The organism is Citrobacter sp. Cpo148 (assembly GCF_030332375.1).
In the GTDB taxonomy this organism is placed as follows: domain Bacteria; phylum Pseudomonadota; class Gammaproteobacteria; order Enterobacterales; family Enterobacteriaceae; genus Citrobacter; species Citrobacter portucalensis.
The window spans coordinates 341748-362734 of the sequence record NZ_JAOWHY010000046.1; the positions used below are offsets into that span (position 1 = coordinate 341748).

Sequence of the window (20987 nt, forward strand, 5' to 3'; positions counted from 1 at the left end):
AGGGACTGCAAGAGGAAGGCTTCCTCCCACTGAGGGAGGAAGCCTTTGGTGATTAGTCGTGCGCGCCAATTTCGCGCAGTTTACGACCTTTCATCAGGTTACGCTCAATGTGTTCCAGAGAGACGTTTTTAGTTTCAGGGATCAGCCACAGAGTCAGGAAGATGAACAGTACGTTCAGGCCGCCGTAGACCCAGAAGGTGTTGGCGCTGCCCAGTGAGTTCAGCATCGTCAGGAAGGTTGCGCCGACGATCATGTTGGCAATCCAGTTGGTTGCAGTAGAGCAGGTGATGCCGAAATCGCGGCCTTTCAGCGGCTGGATTTCAGAGCACAGTACCCAAATCAGCGGACCGGCGCTCATCGCAAAGCCAACGATAAACATCAGCAGCATCAGTACTGCGAAGTATTGTGCGGATGCCGAGTGAATACCCACGTGCATCATTGTACCCAGCACGCCCATACCAACAGCCATCACGATAAAGCCAAGGATCAGCGTAGGCTTGCGGCCCCAACGGTCAACCAGGCCAATGGCGATAAAGGTTGCCAGCACGTTGGTCAGACCGACGATAACAGTCCCCCACATCTGCTCGGTGGTGTTGGTGTAGCCCGCCAGCTCAAAGATTTTCGGTGCGTAATACATGATGACGTTCATCCCGGTGAACTGCTGCATCACCTGTAACAGAACGCCAAGGAATACTGCGCGACGGAAGTTGCTGTTTTCTTTAAACAGCGCCCAGCCGCTCTGCTTCACCTGCAGACTTTCACGGATTTCATCCAGCTCGCGTTTGGCTTCTGCGCTGGTGTCACGCAGACGCAACAGGACGCGTTCAGCATCAACAAAACGACGTTTAGCTGCAAACCAACGTGGGCTGTCCGGCAGGAAGATAACGCCAACCAGCAGCAGCAGGGCAGGGATGATGATTACACCCAGCATCCAGCGCCATGCGCCGCTGTAGCTAAAGGCTGTATCGGAAAGATACGCGCCCAAAATACCGATGGTGATCATCAGCTGATACATGGAGATCATGCTGCCACGAATCTTTTCCGGGGCAATTTCAGACAGGTACAGCGGCGCGGTATAAGACGCAACGCCTACAGCCAGGCCGAGCAGCACGCGGGAAACCAGCAGGACTTCAACGTTTGGCGCAGCGGCGGAGAACAGTGAACCCGCAACAAACAAGATCGCACCGATCATCAGGCTTTTTTTGCGTCCCAGTTTGAAGGAGAGCCAACCGCTGCCGACAGCACCTACCGCCGCACCAAACATCATGGAACTCACCACCCATTCCTGAGTGTGCGGGGTAATTTGAAACTCGTCGGTGATGAACGGTAAAGCACCGGCAATAACACCGATATCCAGGCCAAAAAGTAATCCAGCAAGGGCTGCCAGAAAGCAGACAAAAAATGTCATGGCTTTGTTGGAACGCCCCGTTTTTTTATTGTCAGGCATGATGCCCTCCGGTTGGGTAGCTAGTTTTGTTGATGTTAAGGGTAGGTGAGTACGGGGTAAAAAAATGCGAATCACATCACATTAGTGTAATCGCTTACACTGCCATTCATGCGGATTATTTGTTAATTCATTGAAAGTTAACATTATTTATTGGGATTAAATAATGTTGGTCGTCTGAATTTAAGACAATGATGAAATATAATGTAACAGTGATGCAAGTGTGCTGGATAAGAGATGTTAATTCAAGGTAGAGGGAAATATGGTGTGATGTAATCGCTTTCATTTTCATTTAAAGCAATAGTAATCAGCGCGGTTTGGTGATGGATGTGGGAGAGGAAATAGGTATAAAAAAAGACCAGCGCGAGGCTGGTCTTCATAAGCGTTAAGTCTGGTTTAAATTACTTCAGACCGGCAGCGTCGCGCAGCAACTGTGCTTTGTCGGTTTTTTCCCATGGGAAATGTTCGCGACCAAAGTGACCGTAAGCAGCGGTTTCTTTGTAAATCGGGTGCAGCAGATCCAGCATCTGAATCAGGCCATACGGGCGCAGGTCGAAAAACTCACGCACCAGAAGGGTCAGCTGCTCTGAAGGCACTTTTTCAGTACCGAACGTTTCCACCATGATAGATGTCGGTTCTGCCACGCCGATTGCGTAGGAAACCTGAATCTCACAACGGTCAGCCAGGCCTGCGGCAACGATGTTTTTCGCTACGTAACGGGCTGCATAGGCTGCGGAACGGTCAACTTTAGACGGGTCTTTACCAGAGAATGCACCGCCGCCGTGACGCGCCATGCCGCCGTAGGTATCAACGATGATTTTACGACCGGTCAGACCGCAGTCGCCCATCGGGCCGCCGATAACGAAACGACCAGTTGGGTTGATGAAGAATTTGGTCGAAGCGGTCAGCCATTCAGTCGGCAGTACCGGCTTGATGATCTCTTCCATAACGGCTTCTTGCAGCGATTTCTGGTCGATATCTTCAGAGTGCTGAGTAGACAGAACAACCGCATCAATACCGACGATTTTGCCGTCGTCATACTGGAAGGTTACCTGGCTTTTGGCATCCGGACGCAGCCAGGATAAGGTGCCGTTTTTACGCACTTCAGCCTGACGCTGCACCAGACGGTGAGCATAGGTAATAGGTGCTGGCATCAGCACGTCGGTTTCGTTGGTTGCATAACCAAACATCAGGCCCTGGTCGCCTGCGCCCTGTTCCAGCGGATCGGCACGATCAACACCCTGGTTGATGTCCGGAGACTGTTTACCAATCGCGCTCAGTACCGCGCAAGAGTTGGCGTCAAAGCCCATGTCGGAATGCACATAGCCAATTTCGCGAACCGTGTTACGGGTGATCTCTTCGATATCAACCCATGCGCTAGTGGTGATCTCACCGCCAACTAAAACCATACCGGTTTTGACGTAGGTTTCGCAGGCAACGCGTGCTTTTGGATCCTGTTCCAGGATTGCATCCAGCACAGCATCAGAGATTTGGTCAGCGATTTTGTCAGGATGCCCTTCTGATACGGACTCGGACGTAAAAAGGTGTTTTGCCATATTTAATTTCACCTAAGGAGAATTTGGTTAGCTCAAACTGTCGAGTGGAATAGCCATGTGTAGAAGATTCTACCATGAGTCTGCAGATGACGGACACTGGCAGTCTGAGTGTTAATCGGTATAGATGGATTAACATCTGGACGGCTATTTTAGGACAGTTCTTCGCCTGATTTCCAGCTTTTTTTGATTGAGGTCGCATTGTACTGAAAATGTAACTGGAAATTTTTCCTGACGGTGCTGGCAATGTGCATATTTATCTTTTGCTTTTTGACTTTCTTATCGGTATAAAACGCGGCGCGCGGCTCATATCCGTCATACTTCAAGTTGCATGTGCGTTGGCTTCCTCGCTCGCCCCAGTCACTTACTCATGTAAGCTCCCGGGGACTCTCTGCGTTGCCGCCTTCCCGCAACTCGAATTATTTAGGATAGACAAAAGCACACGACGTTTTCATCGTGTTGCCACTTCCAGCCGGGTTAAAACTTTAGCTTTGGCTTGTGGGTTCGTTCCGTAAGGAGCAACCATGGAGGTGATACGAGATAATGAACCGTTGTATTCTGCAGAATCTGTCGCACCGTTCTGGTGTACATATGTCCCCCGCAATCTGCATCTCTGCTTTGCATACCTGTCGATGTTATATACACAAAATCATTTATGCTGCGTCGAGGCGGCAAGTGAATGAGTCTCCTGAACGTACGAGTAGTACGTGACTAGGGCAAATGAGCGTAGCCAACAAAGAGGCTGCATGAAGGATGAAGTGTATACCCATCTCGGCGTATCTCAGGACTCAAGAGCCGGTAACGGTCACTAAGAACTGAACAAGGGCGCTCTTGGTAAACAAGAGTTTTCTCGTGGTTTCGCCGAACCGTCAGCATTAAGTTCGGTTACGTGTTTACATTGATATGAAAAAGAAACCGGTCGCACAGTCGGAGCGTCAGCACTATCTGCTGCAAATTCTGCCTGTATTTGGGTTGTTATCGCGTCTTCGGATTGCGATAGTAGTCAACTGTTTTACACTTGTTAATAAAATTGAGGTTCGCTATGTCTGACGACATTTCTTTGGGTTCGCCTTCGTCAGCAGGCGAACACGGTGTACTACGCTCCATGCAGGAGGTTGCAATGAGTTCCCAGGAAGCCAGCAAGATGCTGCGTACTTACAATATTGCCTGGTGGGGTAATAACTACTACGACGTCAATGAACTGGGTCACATCAGCGTGTGCCCGGATCCGGACGTACCCGAAGCGCGCGTTGACCTTGCTGAGTTGGTGAAAGCCCGTGAAGCGCAGGGCCAGCGTTTGCCTGCATTGTTCTGCTTCCCGCAGATCCTGCAACACCGTCTGCGTTCGATTAACGCCGCGTTTAAACGTGCCCGTGAATCTTACGGTTACAACGGTGACTATTTCCTCGTTTACCCGATCAAGGTCAACCAGCACCGCCGCGTGATTGAATCGCTGATCCACTCCGGCGAACCGCTGGGACTGGAAGCGGGTTCCAAAGCTGAACTGATGGCCGTTCTGGCTCATGCAGGAATGACCCGTAGCGTGATCGTGTGTAACGGTTATAAAGACCGCGAATATATCCGTCTGGCGCTGATTGGCGAGAAGATGGGCCATAAGGTCTATCTGGTCATCGAGAAGATGTCTGAAATTGCAATCGTGCTGGATGAAGCTGAACGCCTGAATGTCGTTCCGCGTCTGGGCGTGCGTGCGCGTCTGGCGTCGCAGGGCTCTGGCAAGTGGCAGTCCTCCGGCGGGGAAAAATCAAAATTCGGCCTGGCGGCAAACCAGGTGCTGCAGCTGGTCGAAATTCTGCGCGAGCGCGGTCGTCTGGACAGCATTCAGTTGCTGCACTTCCACCTTGGCTCGCAGATGGCGAACATTCGTGATATCGCCACCGGCGTACGTGAATCGGCGCGTTTCTACGTTGAGCTGCACAAGCTTGGCGTCAATATCCAGTGCTTCGACGTGGGCGGTGGTCTGGGCGTGGATTACGAAGGTACCCGTTCGCAGTCTGACTGTTCCGTAAACTACGGCCTGAACGAATACGCCAACAACATCATCTGGGCTATTGGCGACGCCTGCGAAGAACACGGTCTGCCGCATCCGACGGTAATCACCGAGTCTGGCCGCGCGGTTACCGCGCACCATACCGTGCTGGTATCAAACATTATCGGCGTTGAGCGTAGCGAACACACAGAAGCAACGCCTCCGGCTGATGATGCGCCGCGTGCTTTGCAAAGCATGTGGGAAACCTGGCAAGAAATGCATGAACCGGGAACCCGTCGTTCACTGCGTGAATGGCTGCACGACAGCCAGATGGATCTGCACGATATTCACGTTGGTTACTCTTCAGGTACCTTTAGCTTGCAAGAGCGCGCGTGGGCTGAGCAGCTTTATCTGAACATGTGCCATGAAGTGCAGAAACAACTCGACCCGAGCAACCGCGCGCATCGTCCGATTATCGACGAGCTGCAGGAGCGAATGGCGGATAAGATTTACGTCAACTTCTCGCTGTTCCAGTCGATGCCGGATGCGTGGGGGATCGATCAGCTGTTCCCGGTAATGCCGCTGGAAGGGTTGAACCAGGTGCCTGAACGCCGTGCGGTGCTGTTGGATATCACCTGCGACTCTGATGGTGCTATCGACCACTACGTTGACGGTGATGGCATTGCGACCACCATGCCGATGCCGGAATATGACCCGGAGAACCCGCCGATGCTGGGCTTCTTTATGGTGGGGGCGTACCAGGAGATCCTCGGCAACATGCACAACCTGTTTGGTGATACCGAAGCGGTTGACGTGTTCGTCTTCCCTGACGGCAGCGTAGAAGTTGAGCTGTCCGATGAAGGGGATACCGTGGCGGATATGCTGCAGTACGTGCAGTTGGATCCGAATACCCTGCTGACGCAGTTCCGTGACCAGGTGAAAAACACCGATCTGGATACCGAGCTGCAGCAACAGTTCCTCGAAGAGTTTGAGGCCGGTCTGTACGGTTATACTTATCTCGAAGACGAGTAATTAAGACATATCTGCTTGAGGGCCGGCTTATTTATATAATCCGGCTCTTTTTTTATTGATGGAATCTGAAATATAGTCACAACCCTTTCTTTTATTTTTTAATACACCTACTGTTGCCGCTGTAATAAATCGGAAACAGAAAGGGAATCGAGATGAAGGGATTAAAGTGGAACGTCTTTTTTGCCGTGATTTTTTTACTTGCTGGTGGGTGTTCTGGGCCAGTACAGTATAGCAGTGCATCTTCGCCAGCTGTAGGCACGGCCTGGGGCGAAGAGGTTCGCTCAACGGTAACGGGCATATCGGTAGAACGTGCGGAGCGCGATCCTGCTGAAGTTATATTAATAAATTACTCCGCAAAGCATTCGACGGGTTACGATAGAGTATACAGCATACGCATTAGTGACTTGGAATATGCCGTTCGCGATGCTAATTTTAATTCCGTACCTATTACCCGTTTTTACAACTCATCAGTTGGCCAATGGCAATATAGGCTTCCTGCCAAAGTGGGGGCAAATTATCAATTATATGTGCGCAATTATAGCCGAGATACAAACTATGAAATCGTGGCGACAGTGGATGGGCTTGATGTACTTAACGGTAAACCTGGTTCGCTGAATAATAGCGGCTATATTGTTAATGCAGGAGATTCACTGGCAATCAAAGGGTTCAGAAAAGACAAGCATACTGAAGCGGCATTTCAGTTTTCCGATGTTTCTGACGCCTACGCCGCTAGCTCTGCACAGGGAGACGTGCGCAACATTGGAGTGATTGGTTTTGCCGCCTTTGCTTTGCAGGGGCCGGCCGTCAAAACACTCCCGCCTTGCTCCGCGCAAGCCTTCCCGGCGGACAGTAATGGTTACGCCCCGCCGCCATGTCGTCAATAACGCGCTGCTTGAAGCGGGGAAGTTTTAAGGCGATAATTGCACAAAATGTGTTTTAAAAAATCTAACCCTTCCTCGTCGGGCCTAACGACGCGGAAGGGTTTTTTTATACCGACGAATATGAGGTTTTTGCCATGAGCACCTTAGGTCATCAATACGACAACTCCCTGGTTTCTAACGCCTTTGGTTTTTTACGTCTGCCGATGAACTTCATGCCATACGACAGCGACGCCGATTGGGTGATCACCGGCGTACCGTTTGATATGGCAACGTCTGGTCGTGCGGGCGGGCGTCATGGTCCGGCGGCGATCCGTCAGGTTTCCACTAATCTGGCGTGGGAGCATAACCGCTTCCCGTGGAACTTCGATATGCGCGAGCGCCTGAACGTGGTGGACTGCGGCGATCTGGTTTATGCCTTCGGTGATGCGCGTGAAATGAGTGAAAAACTGCAGGCTCATGCTGAGAAGCTGCTTTCTGCCGGTAAGCGCATGCTCTCTTTCGGCGGCGACCACTTCGTCACGCTGCCGCTGTTGCGCGCACACGCTAAGCATTTTGGTAAAATGGCGCTGGTGCATTTTGATGCCCACACCGATACCTACGCGAACGGCTGCGAATTCGACCACGGCACCATGTTCTACACTGCGCCGAACGAAGGTCTGATCGATCCGAATCACTCTGTGCAGATTGGTATTCGTACCGAATTCGACAAAGACAACGGCTTTACCGTGCTGGATGCCTGCCAGGTGAACGATCGCGGCGTAGATGACATCATCGCCCAGGTTAAGCAGATTGTCGGTGATATGCCGGTGTATCTGACCTTTGATATCGACTGTCTGGATCCAGCGTTTGCGCCGGGTACCGGTACGCCAGTGATTGGCGGTCTGACTTCCGATCGCGCGATCAAGCTGGTACGTGGTCTGAAAGATCTGAACATCGTCGGGATGGACGTCGTTGAAGTGGCTCCGGCCTACGATCAGTCTGAGATCACCGCGCTGGCGGCGGCTACGCTGGCTCTGGAAATGCTGTATATTCAGGCGGCGAAGAAAGGCGAATAAGTTGTTTTGCCGGATGTCGCTAACGCTAATCCGGCCTACAGCTGGTTGATGCTTGTAGGCCGGATAAGGCGTTCACGCCGCCATCCGGCAGTGTTCAAGGGTTATTTGATCCCGTCTGCGCTCATGCGATCGCGAATATGTTGCGCACGTTCTGCGGATGCCGGGTGATCGTCAAACATTGAGCTTTGACGTCCAGCTTCCAGTTTGGCCAGTTTCTCAAAGCTGGTGGCTAAACCTGCCGGATTGATCCCGCGTTTGCGCAACAAATCATACGAGTAATCATCCGCCTCGGATTCCTGACGCTGGGAGAACTGCGAGTTCACCAGTTTCTCGCCAAGATCGCCCAATTGCGACTGCGACAGGCTGCCGACAATGCCGCCAGCGGATGCCGCCGCTGCACGTACGGCGTTGGTACCCAGCGCAACCTGCATACCTTTTTTCACGTGACCCAGCGCGACGTGGCCCATTTCATGGCCGATCACCGCTTCGACTTCGTTGTCGGTCATCATATCCATCAGGCCGCTGTACACGCGGATACAGCCGTTTGCCATGGCAAAGGCATTCACATCTTTCGCCATATAGACTTTGTAGTTCACCGGCTGGCCGTTAATGTTATCGCCAAGCGCGGCGGCGATTTTGCCAAGACGCGTTGCGTACTCGCTGCTGGCCGGGGCGATAGTAGCCTTGCTGTCCATATCTTTACAGGCCTGATCGCTCAGCGCTTTTACCTGAGCATCGCTCAGACTGTAGGCCTGAAAAGCCTCCGCGCCAGAAGAAAGCAGTCCGTTGGAGTCCATGTTCTGGCAGCCGGTCAATGCCGCAGCCATGCTCGTAGCAAGCAGTAAAGCGCGAATTTTCATTTTTTCTCTTCCGCACAAAGTCAGGATTATTCTAAAAATTACGTCGTTTGCAGGTGAACCGACGCTCGGCCTAAGTATAAAGAAAAGAACAATACGCGGGCGAGAAGATTGCGCAACTTGCGCGCATGATCCAGAGATTTCTGAAGCGGCAAAAGGATGCTCCATGTACATGACACGCGGCTTGGGTTACATTGTTGGCACTTTTTTCCGGCGTAGCCCAAAACGCGCTGTCGTCAAGTCGTTAAGGGCTCAGCCTTCATTATCCGATCTGGAGTCAAAATGTCCTCACGTAAAGAGCTTGCCAATGCTATTCGTGCGCTGAGCATGGACGCAGTACAGAAAGCCAAATCCGGTCACCCGGGTGCCCCGATGGGTATGGCTGACATTGCCGAAGTCCTGTGGCGTGATTTCCTGAACCACAACCCGACTAACCCGTGCTGGGCTGACCGTGACCGCTTCGTGCTGTCCAACGGTCACGGCTCCATGCTGATTTATAGCCTGCTGCACCTCACCGGCTACGATCTGCCGATGTCCGAGCTGCAGAACTTCCGTCAGCTGCACTCCAAAACTCCGGGTCACCCGGAAGTGGGTTACACCGCCGGTGTTGAAACCACTACAGGTCCTCTGGGTCAGGGTATTGCGAATGCAGTGGGTATGGCTATCGCTGAAAAAACGCTGGCGGCGCAGTTTAACCGTCCAGGTCACGACATCGTTGACCACTTCACCTATGCTTTCATGGGCGACGGCTGCATGATGGAAGGTATCTCTCACGAGGTATGTTCCCTGGCCGGTACGCTGAAGCTGGGTAAACTGGTTGCGTTCTACGATGACAACGGCATCTCTATCGATGGCCACGTTGAAGGCTGGTTCACCGACGACACCGCGAAGCGTTTTGAAGCTTACGGCTGGCATGTGGTCCGTGGCGTTGATGGCCACGATGCTGACGCCATTAAACGCGCAGTTGAAGAAGCACGCGCAGTAACCGACAAACCGTCCCTGCTGATGTGCAAAACCATCATCGGTTTCGGTTCTCCGAACAAAGCGGGTACTCACGACTCTCACGGTGCACCGCTGGGCGATGCAGAAATCGCACTGACCCGTGAACAGCTGGGCTGGAAATACGCGCCGTTCGAAATCCCGTCTGAAATCTACGCGCAGTGGGATGCGAAAGAAGCCGGTCAGGCAAAAGAAGCTGCATGGAACGAGAAGTTCGCTGCTTATGCGAAAGCCTACCCGCAGGAAGCGGCTGAATTCACCCGTCGTATGAAAGGTGAAATGCCGTCTGACTTCGACGCAAAAGCGAACGAGTTCATTGCTAAGCTGCAGGCTAATCCGGCGAAAATCGCCAGCCGTAAAGCTTCTCAGAACGCGATTGAAGCCTTCGGTCCTCTGCTGCCTGAATTCCTCGGCGGCTCCGCTGACCTGGCACCGTCTAACCTGACGCTGTGGTCTGGTTCGAAAGCGATTAACGAAGATACTGCCGGTAACTACATCCATTACGGTGTGCGTGAATTCGGTATGACCGCTATCGCGAACGGTATCTCCCTGCACGGTGGTTTCCTGCCGTACACCTCCACCTTCCTGATGTTTGTGGAATATGCCCGTAACGCGGTGCGTATGGCTGCGCTGATGAAACAGCGTCAGGTCATGGTCTACACCCACGACTCCATCGGTCTGGGCGAAGACGGCCCGACTCACCAGCCGGTAGAGCAGGTTGCTTCTCTGCGTGTGACCCCGAACATGAGCACATGGCGTCCGTGTGACCAGGTTGAATCCGCCGTTGCGTGGAAATACGGTGTTGAGCGTCAGGACGGCCCGACCGCGCTGATCCTCTCCCGCCAGAACCTGGCACAGCAGGAGCGTACCGAAGAGCAACTGGCAAACATCGCTCGCGGTGGTTACGTGCTGAAAGACTGCGACGGTCAGCCGGAACTGATCTTCATCGCAACTGGTTCTGAAGTTGAGCTGGCTGTGGCTGCGTGGGACAAACTGACTGCCGAAGGCGTGAAGGCTCGCGTGGTTTCCATGCCGTCTACCGACGCGTTCGACAAACAGGATGCCGCTTACCGTGAGTCTGTGCTGCCGAAAGCGGTTTCCGCTCGCGTTGCAGTGGAAGCAGGTATCGCTGACTACTGGTTCAAATACGTGGGCCTGAACGGCGCAATCGTCGGTATGACCACCTTCGGTGAGTCTGCTCCGGCAGAGCTGCTGTTTGAAGAGTTCGGCTTCACCGTAGACAACGTTGTCGCGAAAGCAAAAGAACTGCTGTAATTTCGATTACAGGTGAAAACGGGTCGCTCAGGCGGCCCGTTTTTTTTGCTTTTCCGGAACGCGCCGCGCGTTGCGCAATCGCACGGCTCAGTCTGCTATCCAGACCGTCTGCGGCATTATTGAAGGGCTCCGGGACTCGGACCTCGCGCTGGTGATTAGATGCAGGTTAGGGGGCTTTCTGATTTAAATCAGGGTGTGTAACACGACAATGAAATAATTTTGCTACGGTTATTCGTCATTCTGGAATATGGAATAAATTTAGCGTTGAAGGGCGTTAAAATGTGACGCAAGTCAGATAACTGTGTTCTGTTGCTGGACAATCATTCCTTTTATTCCGCGTTTCGCTTATTCTAGCTGAAGCGTTTCAGTCGATTAAATGTTCGACAATTAACCAATTAGTCGCAGTTTGCGACAGGTAAGGTTTCCCTGAGCGATTTGCTGCATTACTCTGTCTGCCACATCGTTTCTGAGAAATCCTTGCAGGAGACCTATGACCGTACGCGTAGCGATTAATGGTTTCGGTCGCATCGGACGCAACGTGGTTCGTGCTTTGTATGAATCCGGGCGTCGGGCGGAAATCACCGTGGTGGCAATCAACGAACTTGCGGATGCTGCAGGCATGGCGCATTTGTTGAAATATGACACCAGCCATGGACGTTTTGCCTGGGATGTTCGTCAGGAACGTGACCAGCTCATCGTTGGCGATGACGCTATCCGCATTCTGCATGAGCGAACACTCGATGCACTTCCATGGCGCGAACTGGGTGTCGACATCGTGCTGGATTGTACGGGGGTCTTCGGCAATCGCGAACACGGCGAGGCGCATATTGCCGCTGGTGCAAAAAAAGTGCTCTTTTCACATCCTGGTAGTCACGACATCGACGCAACCGTTGTGTATGGCGTTAATCAGGATCAGCTGCGCGCTGAGCACCGGATCGTTTCCAACGCTTCCTGCACCACGAATTGCATAATACCCGTCATTAAATTGCTGGATGATGCTTACGGCATTGAGTCTGGTACCGTCACCACGATCCACTCCGCGATGCACGATCAGCAGGTTATTGATGCTTATCATCCTGACCTGCGTCGCACGCGAGCGGCCAGCCAGTCGATTATTCCGGTTGATACCAAACTGGCGGCGGGCATCACGCGAATTTTTCCGCAGTTTAACGATCGTTTTGAAGCGATAGCGGTGCGTGTACCGACCATAAATGTGACGGCGATCGACTTAAGCGTGACGGTGAAAAAACCAGTAAAAGCCAGTGAAGTCAACCAGTTGCTGCAAAAAGCAGCACAAGGTGCATTTCATGGTATAGTTGACTATACGGAATTACCGTTGGTCTCTGTAGATTTTAACCACGACCCGCACAGTGCCATCGTTGATGGTACGCAAACGCGTGTGAGTGGCGCTCACCTGATCAAAACGCTGGTCTGGTGTGATAATGAATGGGGCTTTGCTAACCGTATGCTCGACACTACGTTAGCGATGGCTGCTATTGGTTTCAGGCTCGACGCTTGAGCGTCGACAAAACTTTATGAATCAACGAGAGGATTCACCATGTCTGTAATTAAGATGACCGATCTGGATCTGGCTGGTAAACGCGTTTTTATCCGTGCGGACCTGAACGTACCAGTTAAAGAAGGGAAAGTAACCAGCGATGCGCGTATCCGTGCTTCTCTGCCGACCATCGAACTGGCCCTGAAACAGGGTGCGAAAGTGATGGTAACTTCCCACCTGGGTCGTCCTACCGAAGGCGAGTACAACGAAGAATTCTCTCTGCTGCCGGTTGTTAACTACCTGAAAGACAAACTGTCTGCTCCGGTTCGCCTGGTAAAAGATTACCTGGACGGCGTTGAAGTCGCTGCCGGTGAACTGGTGGTTCTGGAAAACGTTCGCTTCAACAAAGGCGAGAAGAAAGACGACGAAGCACTGTCCAAAAAATATGCTGCGCTGTGCGACGTATTCGTAATGGACGCTTTCGGTACAGCTCACCGTGCACAGGCTTCTACTCACGGTATCGGTAAATTCGCTGATGTAGCTTGCGCAGGTCCGCTGCTGGCTGCTGAGCTGGATGCGCTGGGTAAAGCACTGAAAGAACCTGCTCGTCCGATGGTTGCTATCGTTGGCGGTTCTAAAGTTTCCACCAAACTGACCGTTCTGGATTCTCTGTCAAAAATCGCTGACCAGCTGATCGTTGGCGGTGGTATCGCGAACACCTTCGTTGCCGCTCAAGGCCACAACGTGGGTAAATCCCTGTACGAAGCTGACCTGGTTGACGAAGCTAAGCGTCTGCTGACCACTTGCGACATCCCGGTCCCGACTGACGTTCGCGTAGCGACTGAATTCTCTGAAACTGCACCGGCTACTCTGAAGTCCGTTAGCGATGTGAAAGAAGACGAGCAGATCCTGGACATCGGCGACGCTTCTGCACAGCAGCTGGCTGACATCCTGAAAAATGCGAAAACCATTCTGTGGAATGGCCCGGTTGGCGTGTTCGAATTCCCGAACTTCCGCAAAGGTACTGAAATCGTTGCTAACGCTATCGCAGACAGCGAAGCGTTCTCTATCGCAGGCGGCGGTGACACCCTGGCAGCAATCGACCTGTTCGGCATTGCTGACAAAATCTCCTACATCTCCACTGGCGGCGGCGCTTTCCTCGAATTCGTGGAAGGTAAAGTATTGCCAGCAGTAGCGATGCTCGAAGAGCGCGCTAAAAAGTAAGCATTTAATGGGCAGGGAAACCTGCCCAATTATTAGCGCGCTTTAGAGCGCGCGCCCTTTCCAAGGCCGAAGATACAGGATTCGTAATATGTCTAAAATTTTTGATTTCGTAAAACCAGGCGTAATCACTGGTGATGACGTACAGAAAGTTTTCCAGGTAGCAAAAGAAAACAACTTTGCCCTGCCAGCTGTTAACTGCGTTGGTACCGACTCCATCAACGCCGTTCTGGAAACCGCTGCAAAAGTTAAAGCGCCGGTAATCGTACAGTTCTCCAACGGTGGTGCTTCTTTCATCGCGGGTAAAGGCGTGAAGTCTGACGTTCCTCAGGGCGCTGCAATCCTGGGTGCTATCTCTGGCGCGCATCACGTTCACCAGATGGCTGAACACTACGGTGTTCCGGTTATCCTGCACACTGACCACTGCGCGAAGAAACTGCTGCCGTGGATCGACGGTCTGCTGGACGCGGGTGAAAAACACTTCGCAGCAACCGGCAAACCGCTGTTCTCTTCTCACATGATCGACCTGTCTGAAGAGTCTCTGGAAGAGAACATCGAAATCTGCTCCAAATACCTGGCGCGCATGTCCAAAATGGGCATGACCCTGGAAATCGAACTGGGTTGCACCGGTGGCGAAGAAGACGGCGTGGACAACAGCCACATGGACGCTTCTGCACTGTACACCCAGCCGGAAGACGTTGATTACGCATACACCGAGCTGAGCAAAATCAGCCCGCGTTTCACCATCGCAGCTTCCTTCGGTAACGTACACGGCGTTTATAAGCCGGGTAACGTTGTTCTGACACCGACCATCCTGCGCGACTCTCAGGACTATGTTTCTAAGAAACATAACCTGCCGCACAACAGCCTGAACTTCGTCTTCCACGGCGGTTCCGGTTCTACTGCTCAGGAAATCAAAGACTCCGTAAGCTATGGCGTAGTGAAAATGAACATCGACACCGATACCCAATGGGCTACCTGGGAAGGTGTTCTGAACTACTACAAAGCGAACGAAGCTTACCTGCAGGGCCAGCTGGGCAACCCGAAAGGCGAAGATCAGCCGAACAAGAAATACTACGATCCGCGCGTATGGCTGCGTGCTGGTCAGGCAACCATGATCACCCGTCTGGAACAGGCTTTCAAAGAACTGAACGCGGTTGACGTTCTGTAATTTACGCCGTTCTACGTGACATGAGGCCCGCAAATGCGGGCCTTTTTTATTGCCATTTCAATATGCTGCTGGCAGAGAATTCTGTGATCTGTTTGGCAAAATCCAGGTTTATTGTTTACCCTTGTCAGATTGCCAGTCCCGTTGGGACGGCTTTATTTTTCCCATTTGGGTAAGCAAAAAAGGAATATTGAATGGAAGATTTGAATGTTGTCGACAGCATAAATGGTGCGGGCACCTGGCTGGTCCGCAATCAGGAGCTGCTGTTAAGCTATGCCGTCAACATCGTTGCGGCCATCGCCATTGTCATTATCGGTATGATTGTGGCGCGAATCGTATCAAACACCGTTAACCGCCTGATGGTGGCACGTAAAATTGATGCAACCGTTGCTGACTTCCTCTCCGCACTGGTGCGCTACGGTATTATCGCGTTCACGCTGATTGCCGCTCTGGGTCGCGTTGGGGTACAAACCGCTTCTGTGATTGCCGTTCTCGGTGCCGCAGGTTTAGCCGTTGGTCTGGCGCTGCAAGGTTCGCTGTCCAACCTCGCCGCTGGCGTGCTGCTGGTGATGTTCCGTCCGTTCCGCGCAGGTGAGTATGTAGACCTCGGCGGCGTAGCGGGAACCGTACTCAACGTGCAGATTTTCTCCACGACTATGCGTACCGTAGACGGTAAGATTGTGGTGATCCCAAACGGTAAAATCATTGCCGGAAACATCATTAACTTCTCTCGTGAGCCGGTTCGTCGTAACGAATTTATCATCGGCGTGGCTTACGACTCCGATATCGATCAGGTGAAAAAAATCCTCACCGATATCATTCAGTCTGACGAGCGTATCCTTAAAGATCGTGAAATGACGGTGCGCCTGAATGAGCTGGGCGCTTCCTCGATCAATTTTGTGGTACGCGTCTGGAGCAACAGTAGCGATCTGCAAAGCGTCTACTGGGACGTACTGGAGCGTATTAAACGCGAGTTTGACGCCAACGGTATCAGCTTCCCGTACCCGCAGATGGATGTGAACTTCAAGCGTGTGAAAGAGAGCGCGGCAGAGTAATCGCGTGCCCGGTGGCGCTATCGCTTACCGGGCACGCAGGTTTTGTAGGCCGGATAAGGCGTCAGCCGTCATCCGGCATTTCCCCCCCCCTTGGTATTAATTCTTCTTATCCCTGATTAAAATTATCCATTTCCGCTAATGTTTTCCCCGCGCTATAGTCTGCTCCTAAGAGAAACAGTTCGGGATGATTAACGTGTTATCGTATTATTTTCAAGGGCTTGCACTTGGTGCGGCTATGATACTTCCGCTCGGTCCGCAAAACGCCTTCGTGATGAATCAGGGGATCCGTCGCCAGTATCACATCATGATTGCTTTACTCTGCGCTATCAGCGACTTAGTGCTGATTTGCGCGGGGATCTTTGGCGGTAGCGCCTTGCTGATGCAGTCACCATGGCTGATGGCGCTTGTCACCTGGGGTGGGGTGGCATTTTTACTCTGGTACGGTTTCGGGGCGTTAAAAACGGCGATGAGCAGTAACCTGGAACTGGCCAGCGCCGAGGTGATGAAGCAGGGACGCTGGAAAATTATCGCTACTATGCTGGCGGTGACATGGCTCAATCCCCATGTTTATCTGGATACCTTTGTGGTGCTTGGGAGTCTGGGAGGCCAACTGGACGTTGAGCCTAAGCGCTGGTTTGCGCTGGGTACTGTCAGCGCTTCGTTCTTGTGGTTCTTCGGCCTGGCATTGCTGGCGGCCTGGCTCGCTCCGCGTTTGCGCACTGCTAAAGCACAGCGGATCATCAATACCCTGGTAGGATTGGTGATGTGGTTTATCGCTTTTCAGTTGGCAAAAGAAGGTGTTGCGCACGTTCATGCGTTGTTCAACTAAGTGTTGTCTGATGGACAACGCAGCGAGATCGGCTAAGCTTGCCTGCATGTGCCCTGAGTTTCGGGGTAATTAATGAAACATGGAGGAACGACCGTGAAGTTCAAAATAATGGCCCTGGCGGCATTAGTCGGATTCAGCGCACTATCGGTACAGGCAAATGAGTTGCCAAATGGACCGCACATCGTGACTTCCGGAACGGCAAGCGTGGATGCGACACCAGACATCGCTACTCTGGCGATTGAAGTGAACGTAGCTGCAAAGGATGCGGCTTCAGCGAAGAAGCAGGCTGATGAGCGCGTGGCGCAATATCTGTCCTTCCTTGAACAGAACCAGATAGCGAAGAAAGATATTAGCGCGGCAAACCTGCGCACCCAGCCGGACTACGACTACCAGAATGGTAAAAGCGTCCTTAAAGGCTATCGTGCGGTACGTACCGTTGAGGTCACGCTGCGTCAGTTGGACAAACTCAATGCGCTGCTCGATGGTGCACTGAAGGCCGGTCTGAATGAGATCCGTTCGGTATCGCTTGGCGTTGCCCAGCCGGATACTTACAAAGATAAAGCGCGTAAAGCAGCAATTGATGATGCTATTCATCAGGCTGAGCAGTTAGCTGCGGGCTTTAACAGCAAACTGGGGCCCGTTTACAGCGTGCGTTACCACGTTTCCAATTATCAACCGAGCCCGATGGTACGGATGATGAAAGCAGATGCAGCGCCTGCGACATCCGCTCAGGAAACCTACGAACAGCCGGTTATTCAGTTTGACGATCAGGTTGATGTGGTCTTCCAGATTGAGCCGACGGCGGGGCAACCAGCAGCAACGCCAGCCAAAACCCAGTAATCATTGCAGACCCGGCTTTCCAGCCGGGTTTTTTCTGTGAGCAACTGTAAAAATGAGACCCCACATCCAGTCTTTTTTTTCGCCGTAATGAGGATAGGCCATAGCGATTTTTAAGGGGACGCTATGGATATTTTTATCTCGAAAAAGATGCGTAATTTCATTCTGCTGGCGCAAACCAATAACATTGCCAGAGCGGCAGAAAAAATACATATGACCGCATCGCCTTTCGGTAAAAGCATTGCCGCACTGGAGGATCAAATCGGCTATACGCTGTTTACCCGCAAAGATAACAACATCAGTCTGAATAAAGCCGGACAGGAACTGTATCAGAAGCTGTTTCCCGTTTATCAGCGCCTTTCTGCCATTGATAACGAAATCCATAACGCCTCTCGCCGCTCGCGGGAAATCGTCATCGGGATCGACAATACCTACCCAACGATTATTTTTGACCAGTTGATTAGCCTTGGTGACAAGTATGACGGCGTGACGGCTCAGGCCGTTGAATTCAGCGAGAATGGGGTGATTGATAACCTGTTCGATCGCAAACTGGATTTTATTATCTCGCCGCAGCACGTTTCCCCCCGCGTCCAGGAACTGGAGAATCTGGCGATTAGCGAGCTGCCTCCGCTGCGTCTGGGTTTTCTCGTTTCCCGGCGCTACGAAGAAAAACAGCCGCAGGATCTGCTGCGCGAGCTGCCCTGGCTGCAAATGCGCTTCCAGAATCGCGCCAACTTTGAGGCGATGCTGGATGCATACATGCGGCCCTGCGGGATCAACCCGACGATTATCTACCGTCCGTACAGCTTTATGGCCAAGATCAGCGCGGTAGAGCGCGGACAGTTTTTGACGGTGATCCCTCATTTCGCCTGGCGGCTGGTGAACCCGTCGACGCTAAAGTATTTCGATGCGCCCGGCAGCCCCATGTATATGCAGGAGTTTCTCTATTCGCTGAAAAATCATCGCTATACCGCCACCATGCTCGAGCATATTGCTGAGGATCGTGACGGTAGCGCAAATTAACCGAGCATCGATCCTGTTTCGAGAAGATTACGATGCAGATCGAACGCATGGCTGAGATCGTGATGGATATGTCCGCCGGGTGCTTTCTCCAGATAGCGGTGCAGATAATCCCGGTAAAGAGGGTGCGCACAGTTATCGATAATCGTGTGCGCCCGCTGCATCGGAGATAGCCCACGCAGATCGGCAATCCCTTGTTCGGTCACGATCACTTTAACGCTATGTTCGCTGTGGTCGACATGGCTGCACATCGGTACGATGGTGGAGATTTTCCCGCCTTTGGCAATCGACGGCGCCATAAAGATAGACAGGTAGGCATTGCGCTCGAAATCCCCGCTGCCGCCGATGCCATTCATCAGGTTCACCCCCGCAACGTGCGTGGAATTGGCATGGCCGTAGATATCAAACTCCAGACCGACGTTGAGCGCAATAACCCCCAGCCGACGGATGATCTCCGGGTTATTGGAGATCTCCTGCGGGCGCAGCACAATCCGGCTGGCGAAGAAGTCCATGTTGTCGTAAATCTTCTGTAGCGACGGGGCTGAAATGGTCAGGCTGGAGGCGCTGGCACCTGTTATCTTGCCCGTTTCCAGCAGATGCACCACCGACTCCTGCAACACCTCCGAATACATCATAAAGGGCGGGATATCCGGGTTCTCGCCCAGTCGCGCCATTACCGCGTTGTTGATATTGCCCACGCCGCTTTGTAAGGGTAGAAACTCAGCTGGAATACGTTTGTGAGCCATTTCTGCCAGCAGGAAAGTGACGACGTTATCGGCAATTTGCTGGCTGACCGGATTGGTTTTATCCGCCGCATTTCCGGCATCGGGCAGCTCGGTATCCACCACCGCAACCACCTTTTTGGGGTCTATCTGTACACACTGACTGCCTACGCGATCCATGGTATGAAAAATGGGTACGCTGTTACGCCGCGGCGGCGCACCGGGTATCACGATGTCGGCAAACTCCGCCACGCGCGGATTATGGTAATGATTCAATTCAATGATCACTTTTTTCGCCCGCAGCAGCCAGGTCGGCGCATTACCAATACCGCTGGAAAGCCAAATCCGGCCATCTGGCGCAATGGCGGAGGCTTCAATGACGGCAACATCGATCTCGCCAAAAAAGCCGTAATTAACCATTTGCGCCACTTCACTCAAATGGAGATCGACAAACCTCACCTGGCCCTGATTAATTTTCTCGCGCAGGCCCGATGACGTTTGATAAGGCGCCCGTCAGGAAACGGCATCCGCCGCGGATAGAACATCATCAGCGGCGGCGCCAATTGATGCTCCGGTCAGCAGGCGGATCTGAAAAGGCTGCCCGTTCTGATGCCGTTCGCAGGCGCGTTGGGCAATTGCGCTGGGTAACGCTTTGGGTGAACCCGCAGGGGTAAAGCTGCTAAACGCCACCATATCATCGTGCTGGATAATTTCTGCCGCCTGTTCGGCGCTCATCCGTTTCATGGCCGTCTCCTTCCTCGGACGTGATTAATGGCCAACAAAATTTGGTTTACGTTTTTCCATAAACGCGTTCATCCCTTCCTGATAATCCTCGCTGTCGTACACCGCGCGGCGCATGCCCTGAATACGCTCGAACTCATCGGAATTCATGGTGTGCGCTTCACCAAGCACGCGCAGTTCTTCTTTGATGACGGCGATGGCCAGCGGCGCTTTTTCCGAGATGTGGTGCGCCATTTGCAGAGTGAAATCTTCCAGTTCCTCGACGGGCACGACATGGTTAAGGATCCCGACCGCCATGGCGCGTTGAGCGGTGATGGGCGAAGCGGTAAAAATCAGCTCTTTCACGATGTGAAAACCAGCGTCGCGGGTCAGGTTGTGGATGCCCACCAGGTTATACGGCACACCGAGGTTGACCGGGGTCATCGAGAAAGTGGAGGTACTGGCTGCAATGATCAGATCGGAACTCATGATCATCTCAAACGCGCCGCCCCAGACGCTGCCTTCGACCATGGAGATCACCGGCTTCGGGTATTTTTGGATCATACGGGTTATCTGACGCAGCGGATCGTCATAAGAGAGCGGATCGCGACGTCCGGTAGGGAGTTCATGAATATCATGCCCGGCAGAGAACACTTTGGCTCCACTCGGAGCGCGCAGAATGATGCAGCGAATGTCCGCACGATTGAGATCGCTCAGCGCCTGCATCAGATCGTCAATAAACACTTTACTCAGGGCATTGAGCTTGCGGGCGTAATTGAACTCAATAACCGCGACTTTCTGGATGATGACCACGTTGACGTATTGATAAGACAT

The 20987-nt window shown here is 52.5% G+C and carries 16 protein-coding genes and 2 pseudogenes; 13 read left to right on the forward strand and 5 right to left on the reverse strand.

The window, feature by feature from the left end; translation table 11 throughout:
- Positions 1-52 precede the first annotated feature (52 nt).
- Together galP and metK are read right to left on the reverse strand one after the other, a co-directional pair.
- On the reverse strand, positions 53-1447 hold the full coding sequence (gene galP, locus OGY10_RS16555) for a galactose/proton symporter (RefSeq protein WP_008785766.1): 1395 nt from the start codon (positions 1445-1447) through the stop codon (positions 53-55).
- A gap of 398 nt (positions 1448-1845) precedes the next feature.
- Positions 1846-3000: a methionine adenosyltransferase gene (gene metK / locus OGY10_RS16560; protein ID WP_020996311.1), complete on the reverse strand. Its 1155-nt coding sequence runs from the start codon at positions 2998-3000 to the stop codon at positions 1846-1848.
- Between the two features lie 540 nt (positions 3001-3540).
- Between metK and yqgG the strand changes: the two are divergent.
- From yqgG to speB, 5 genes and pseudogenes are all read left to right on the forward strand, one after another.
- A pseudogene (gene yqgG / locus OGY10_RS16565) lies at positions 3541-3642 on the forward strand (small protein YqgG); the annotation flags it as partial.
- Positions 3643-3900: 258 nt separating this feature from the next.
- Positions 3901-4047 (forward strand): acid stress response protein YqgB, encoded by a 147-nt coding sequence (yqgB, locus tag OGY10_RS16570; RefSeq protein WP_071692618.1) that lies wholly within the window; start codon positions 3901-3903, stop codon positions 4045-4047.
- Positions 4040-6016: a biosynthetic arginine decarboxylase gene (gene speA / locus OGY10_RS16575; protein WP_071692619.1), complete on the forward strand. Its 1977-nt coding sequence runs from the start codon at positions 4040-4042 to the stop codon at positions 6014-6016. Before yqgB ends, speA begins: the two co-directional genes overlap by 8 nt.
- Positions 6017-6168: 152 nt before the next feature.
- Entirely contained in the window at positions 6169-6900 is a 732-nt protein-coding gene (locus tag OGY10_RS16580) for a hypothetical protein (RefSeq protein WP_286577061.1), read from the forward strand.
- A gap of 131 nt (positions 6901-7031) precedes the next feature.
- Positions 7032-7952, forward strand: coding sequence for an agmatinase (gene speB, locus OGY10_RS16585; RefSeq protein ID WP_005123314.1), 921 nt, complete (start codon positions 7032-7034; stop codon positions 7950-7952).
- Positions 7953-8053: 101 nt separating this feature from the next.
- On the opposite strand, the gene loiP is transcribed toward speB, so the two are convergent.
- Positions 8054-8812: a metalloprotease LoiP gene (gene loiP, locus OGY10_RS16590; protein WP_003825452.1), complete on the reverse strand. Its 759-nt coding sequence runs from the start codon at positions 8810-8812 to the stop codon at positions 8054-8056.
- Positions 8813-9091: 279 nt separating this feature from the next.
- On the opposite strand from loiP, the gene tkt reads away from it, so the two are divergent.
- From tkt to srsR, 8 genes are all read left to right on the forward strand, one after another.
- Positions 9092-11083, forward strand: a complete 1992-nt coding sequence (tkt, locus tag OGY10_RS16595; RefSeq protein WP_286577063.1) for a transketolase — start codon at positions 9092-9094, stop codon at positions 11081-11083.
- 490 nt (positions 11084-11573) lie between these two features.
- Positions 11574-12602, forward strand: coding sequence for an erythrose-4-phosphate dehydrogenase (gene epd / locus OGY10_RS16600; RefSeq protein ID WP_008785759.1), 1029 nt, complete (start codon positions 11574-11576; stop codon positions 12600-12602).
- Positions 12603-12641: 39 nt separating this feature from the next.
- The gene (pgk, locus tag OGY10_RS16605) at positions 12642-13805 is read left to right on the forward strand and encodes a phosphoglycerate kinase (protein ID WP_003027032.1); all 1164 of its coding nucleotides are present in this window, start codon (positions 12642-12644) and stop codon (positions 13803-13805) included.
- A gap of 88 nt (positions 13806-13893) precedes the next feature.
- Entirely contained in the window at positions 13894-14973 is a 1080-nt protein-coding gene (gene fbaA / locus OGY10_RS16610; protein WP_003027029.1) for a class II fructose-bisphosphate aldolase, read from the forward strand.
- A 191-nt stretch (positions 14974-15164) separates the two neighbouring features.
- Complete coding sequence (locus OGY10_RS16615) at positions 15165-16025, forward strand: small-conductance mechanosensitive channel MscS (protein ID WP_003825461.1); 861 nt, start codon at positions 15165-15167, stop codon at positions 16023-16025.
- Between the two features lie 193 nt (positions 16026-16218).
- Entirely contained in the window at positions 16219-16854 is a 636-nt protein-coding gene (argO, locus tag OGY10_RS16620; RefSeq protein ID WP_003027005.1) for an arginine exporter ArgO, read from the forward strand.
- A 93-nt stretch (positions 16855-16947) separates the two neighbouring features.
- The gene (locus OGY10_RS16625) at positions 16948-17694 is read left to right on the forward strand and encodes an oxidative stress defense protein (protein ID WP_003825465.1); all 747 of its coding nucleotides are present in this window, start codon (positions 16948-16950) and stop codon (positions 17692-17694) included.
- Between the two features lie 123 nt (positions 17695-17817).
- Positions 17818-18714 carry a LysR family transcriptional regulator SrsR gene (gene srsR / locus OGY10_RS16630; protein ID WP_079938655.1) on the forward strand — a complete coding sequence of 299 codons (897 nt, stop codon included), beginning with the start codon at positions 17818-17820 and terminating at the stop codon, positions 18712-18714.
- On the opposite strand, the pseudogene scpC reads toward srsR, so the two are convergent.
- Positions 18711-20177: pseudogene (gene scpC / locus OGY10_RS16635) on the reverse strand (succinyl-CoA:acetate CoA-transferase ScpC). The gene srsR and the pseudogene scpC sit on opposite strands and share 4 nt — an antisense overlap.
- Before the next feature lie 24 nt (positions 20178-20201).
- A complete protein-coding gene (gene scpB, locus OGY10_RS16640; RefSeq protein ID WP_008785757.1) occupies positions 20202-20987 on the reverse strand; it encodes a methylmalonyl-CoA decarboxylase in 786 nt (261 codons plus the stop codon).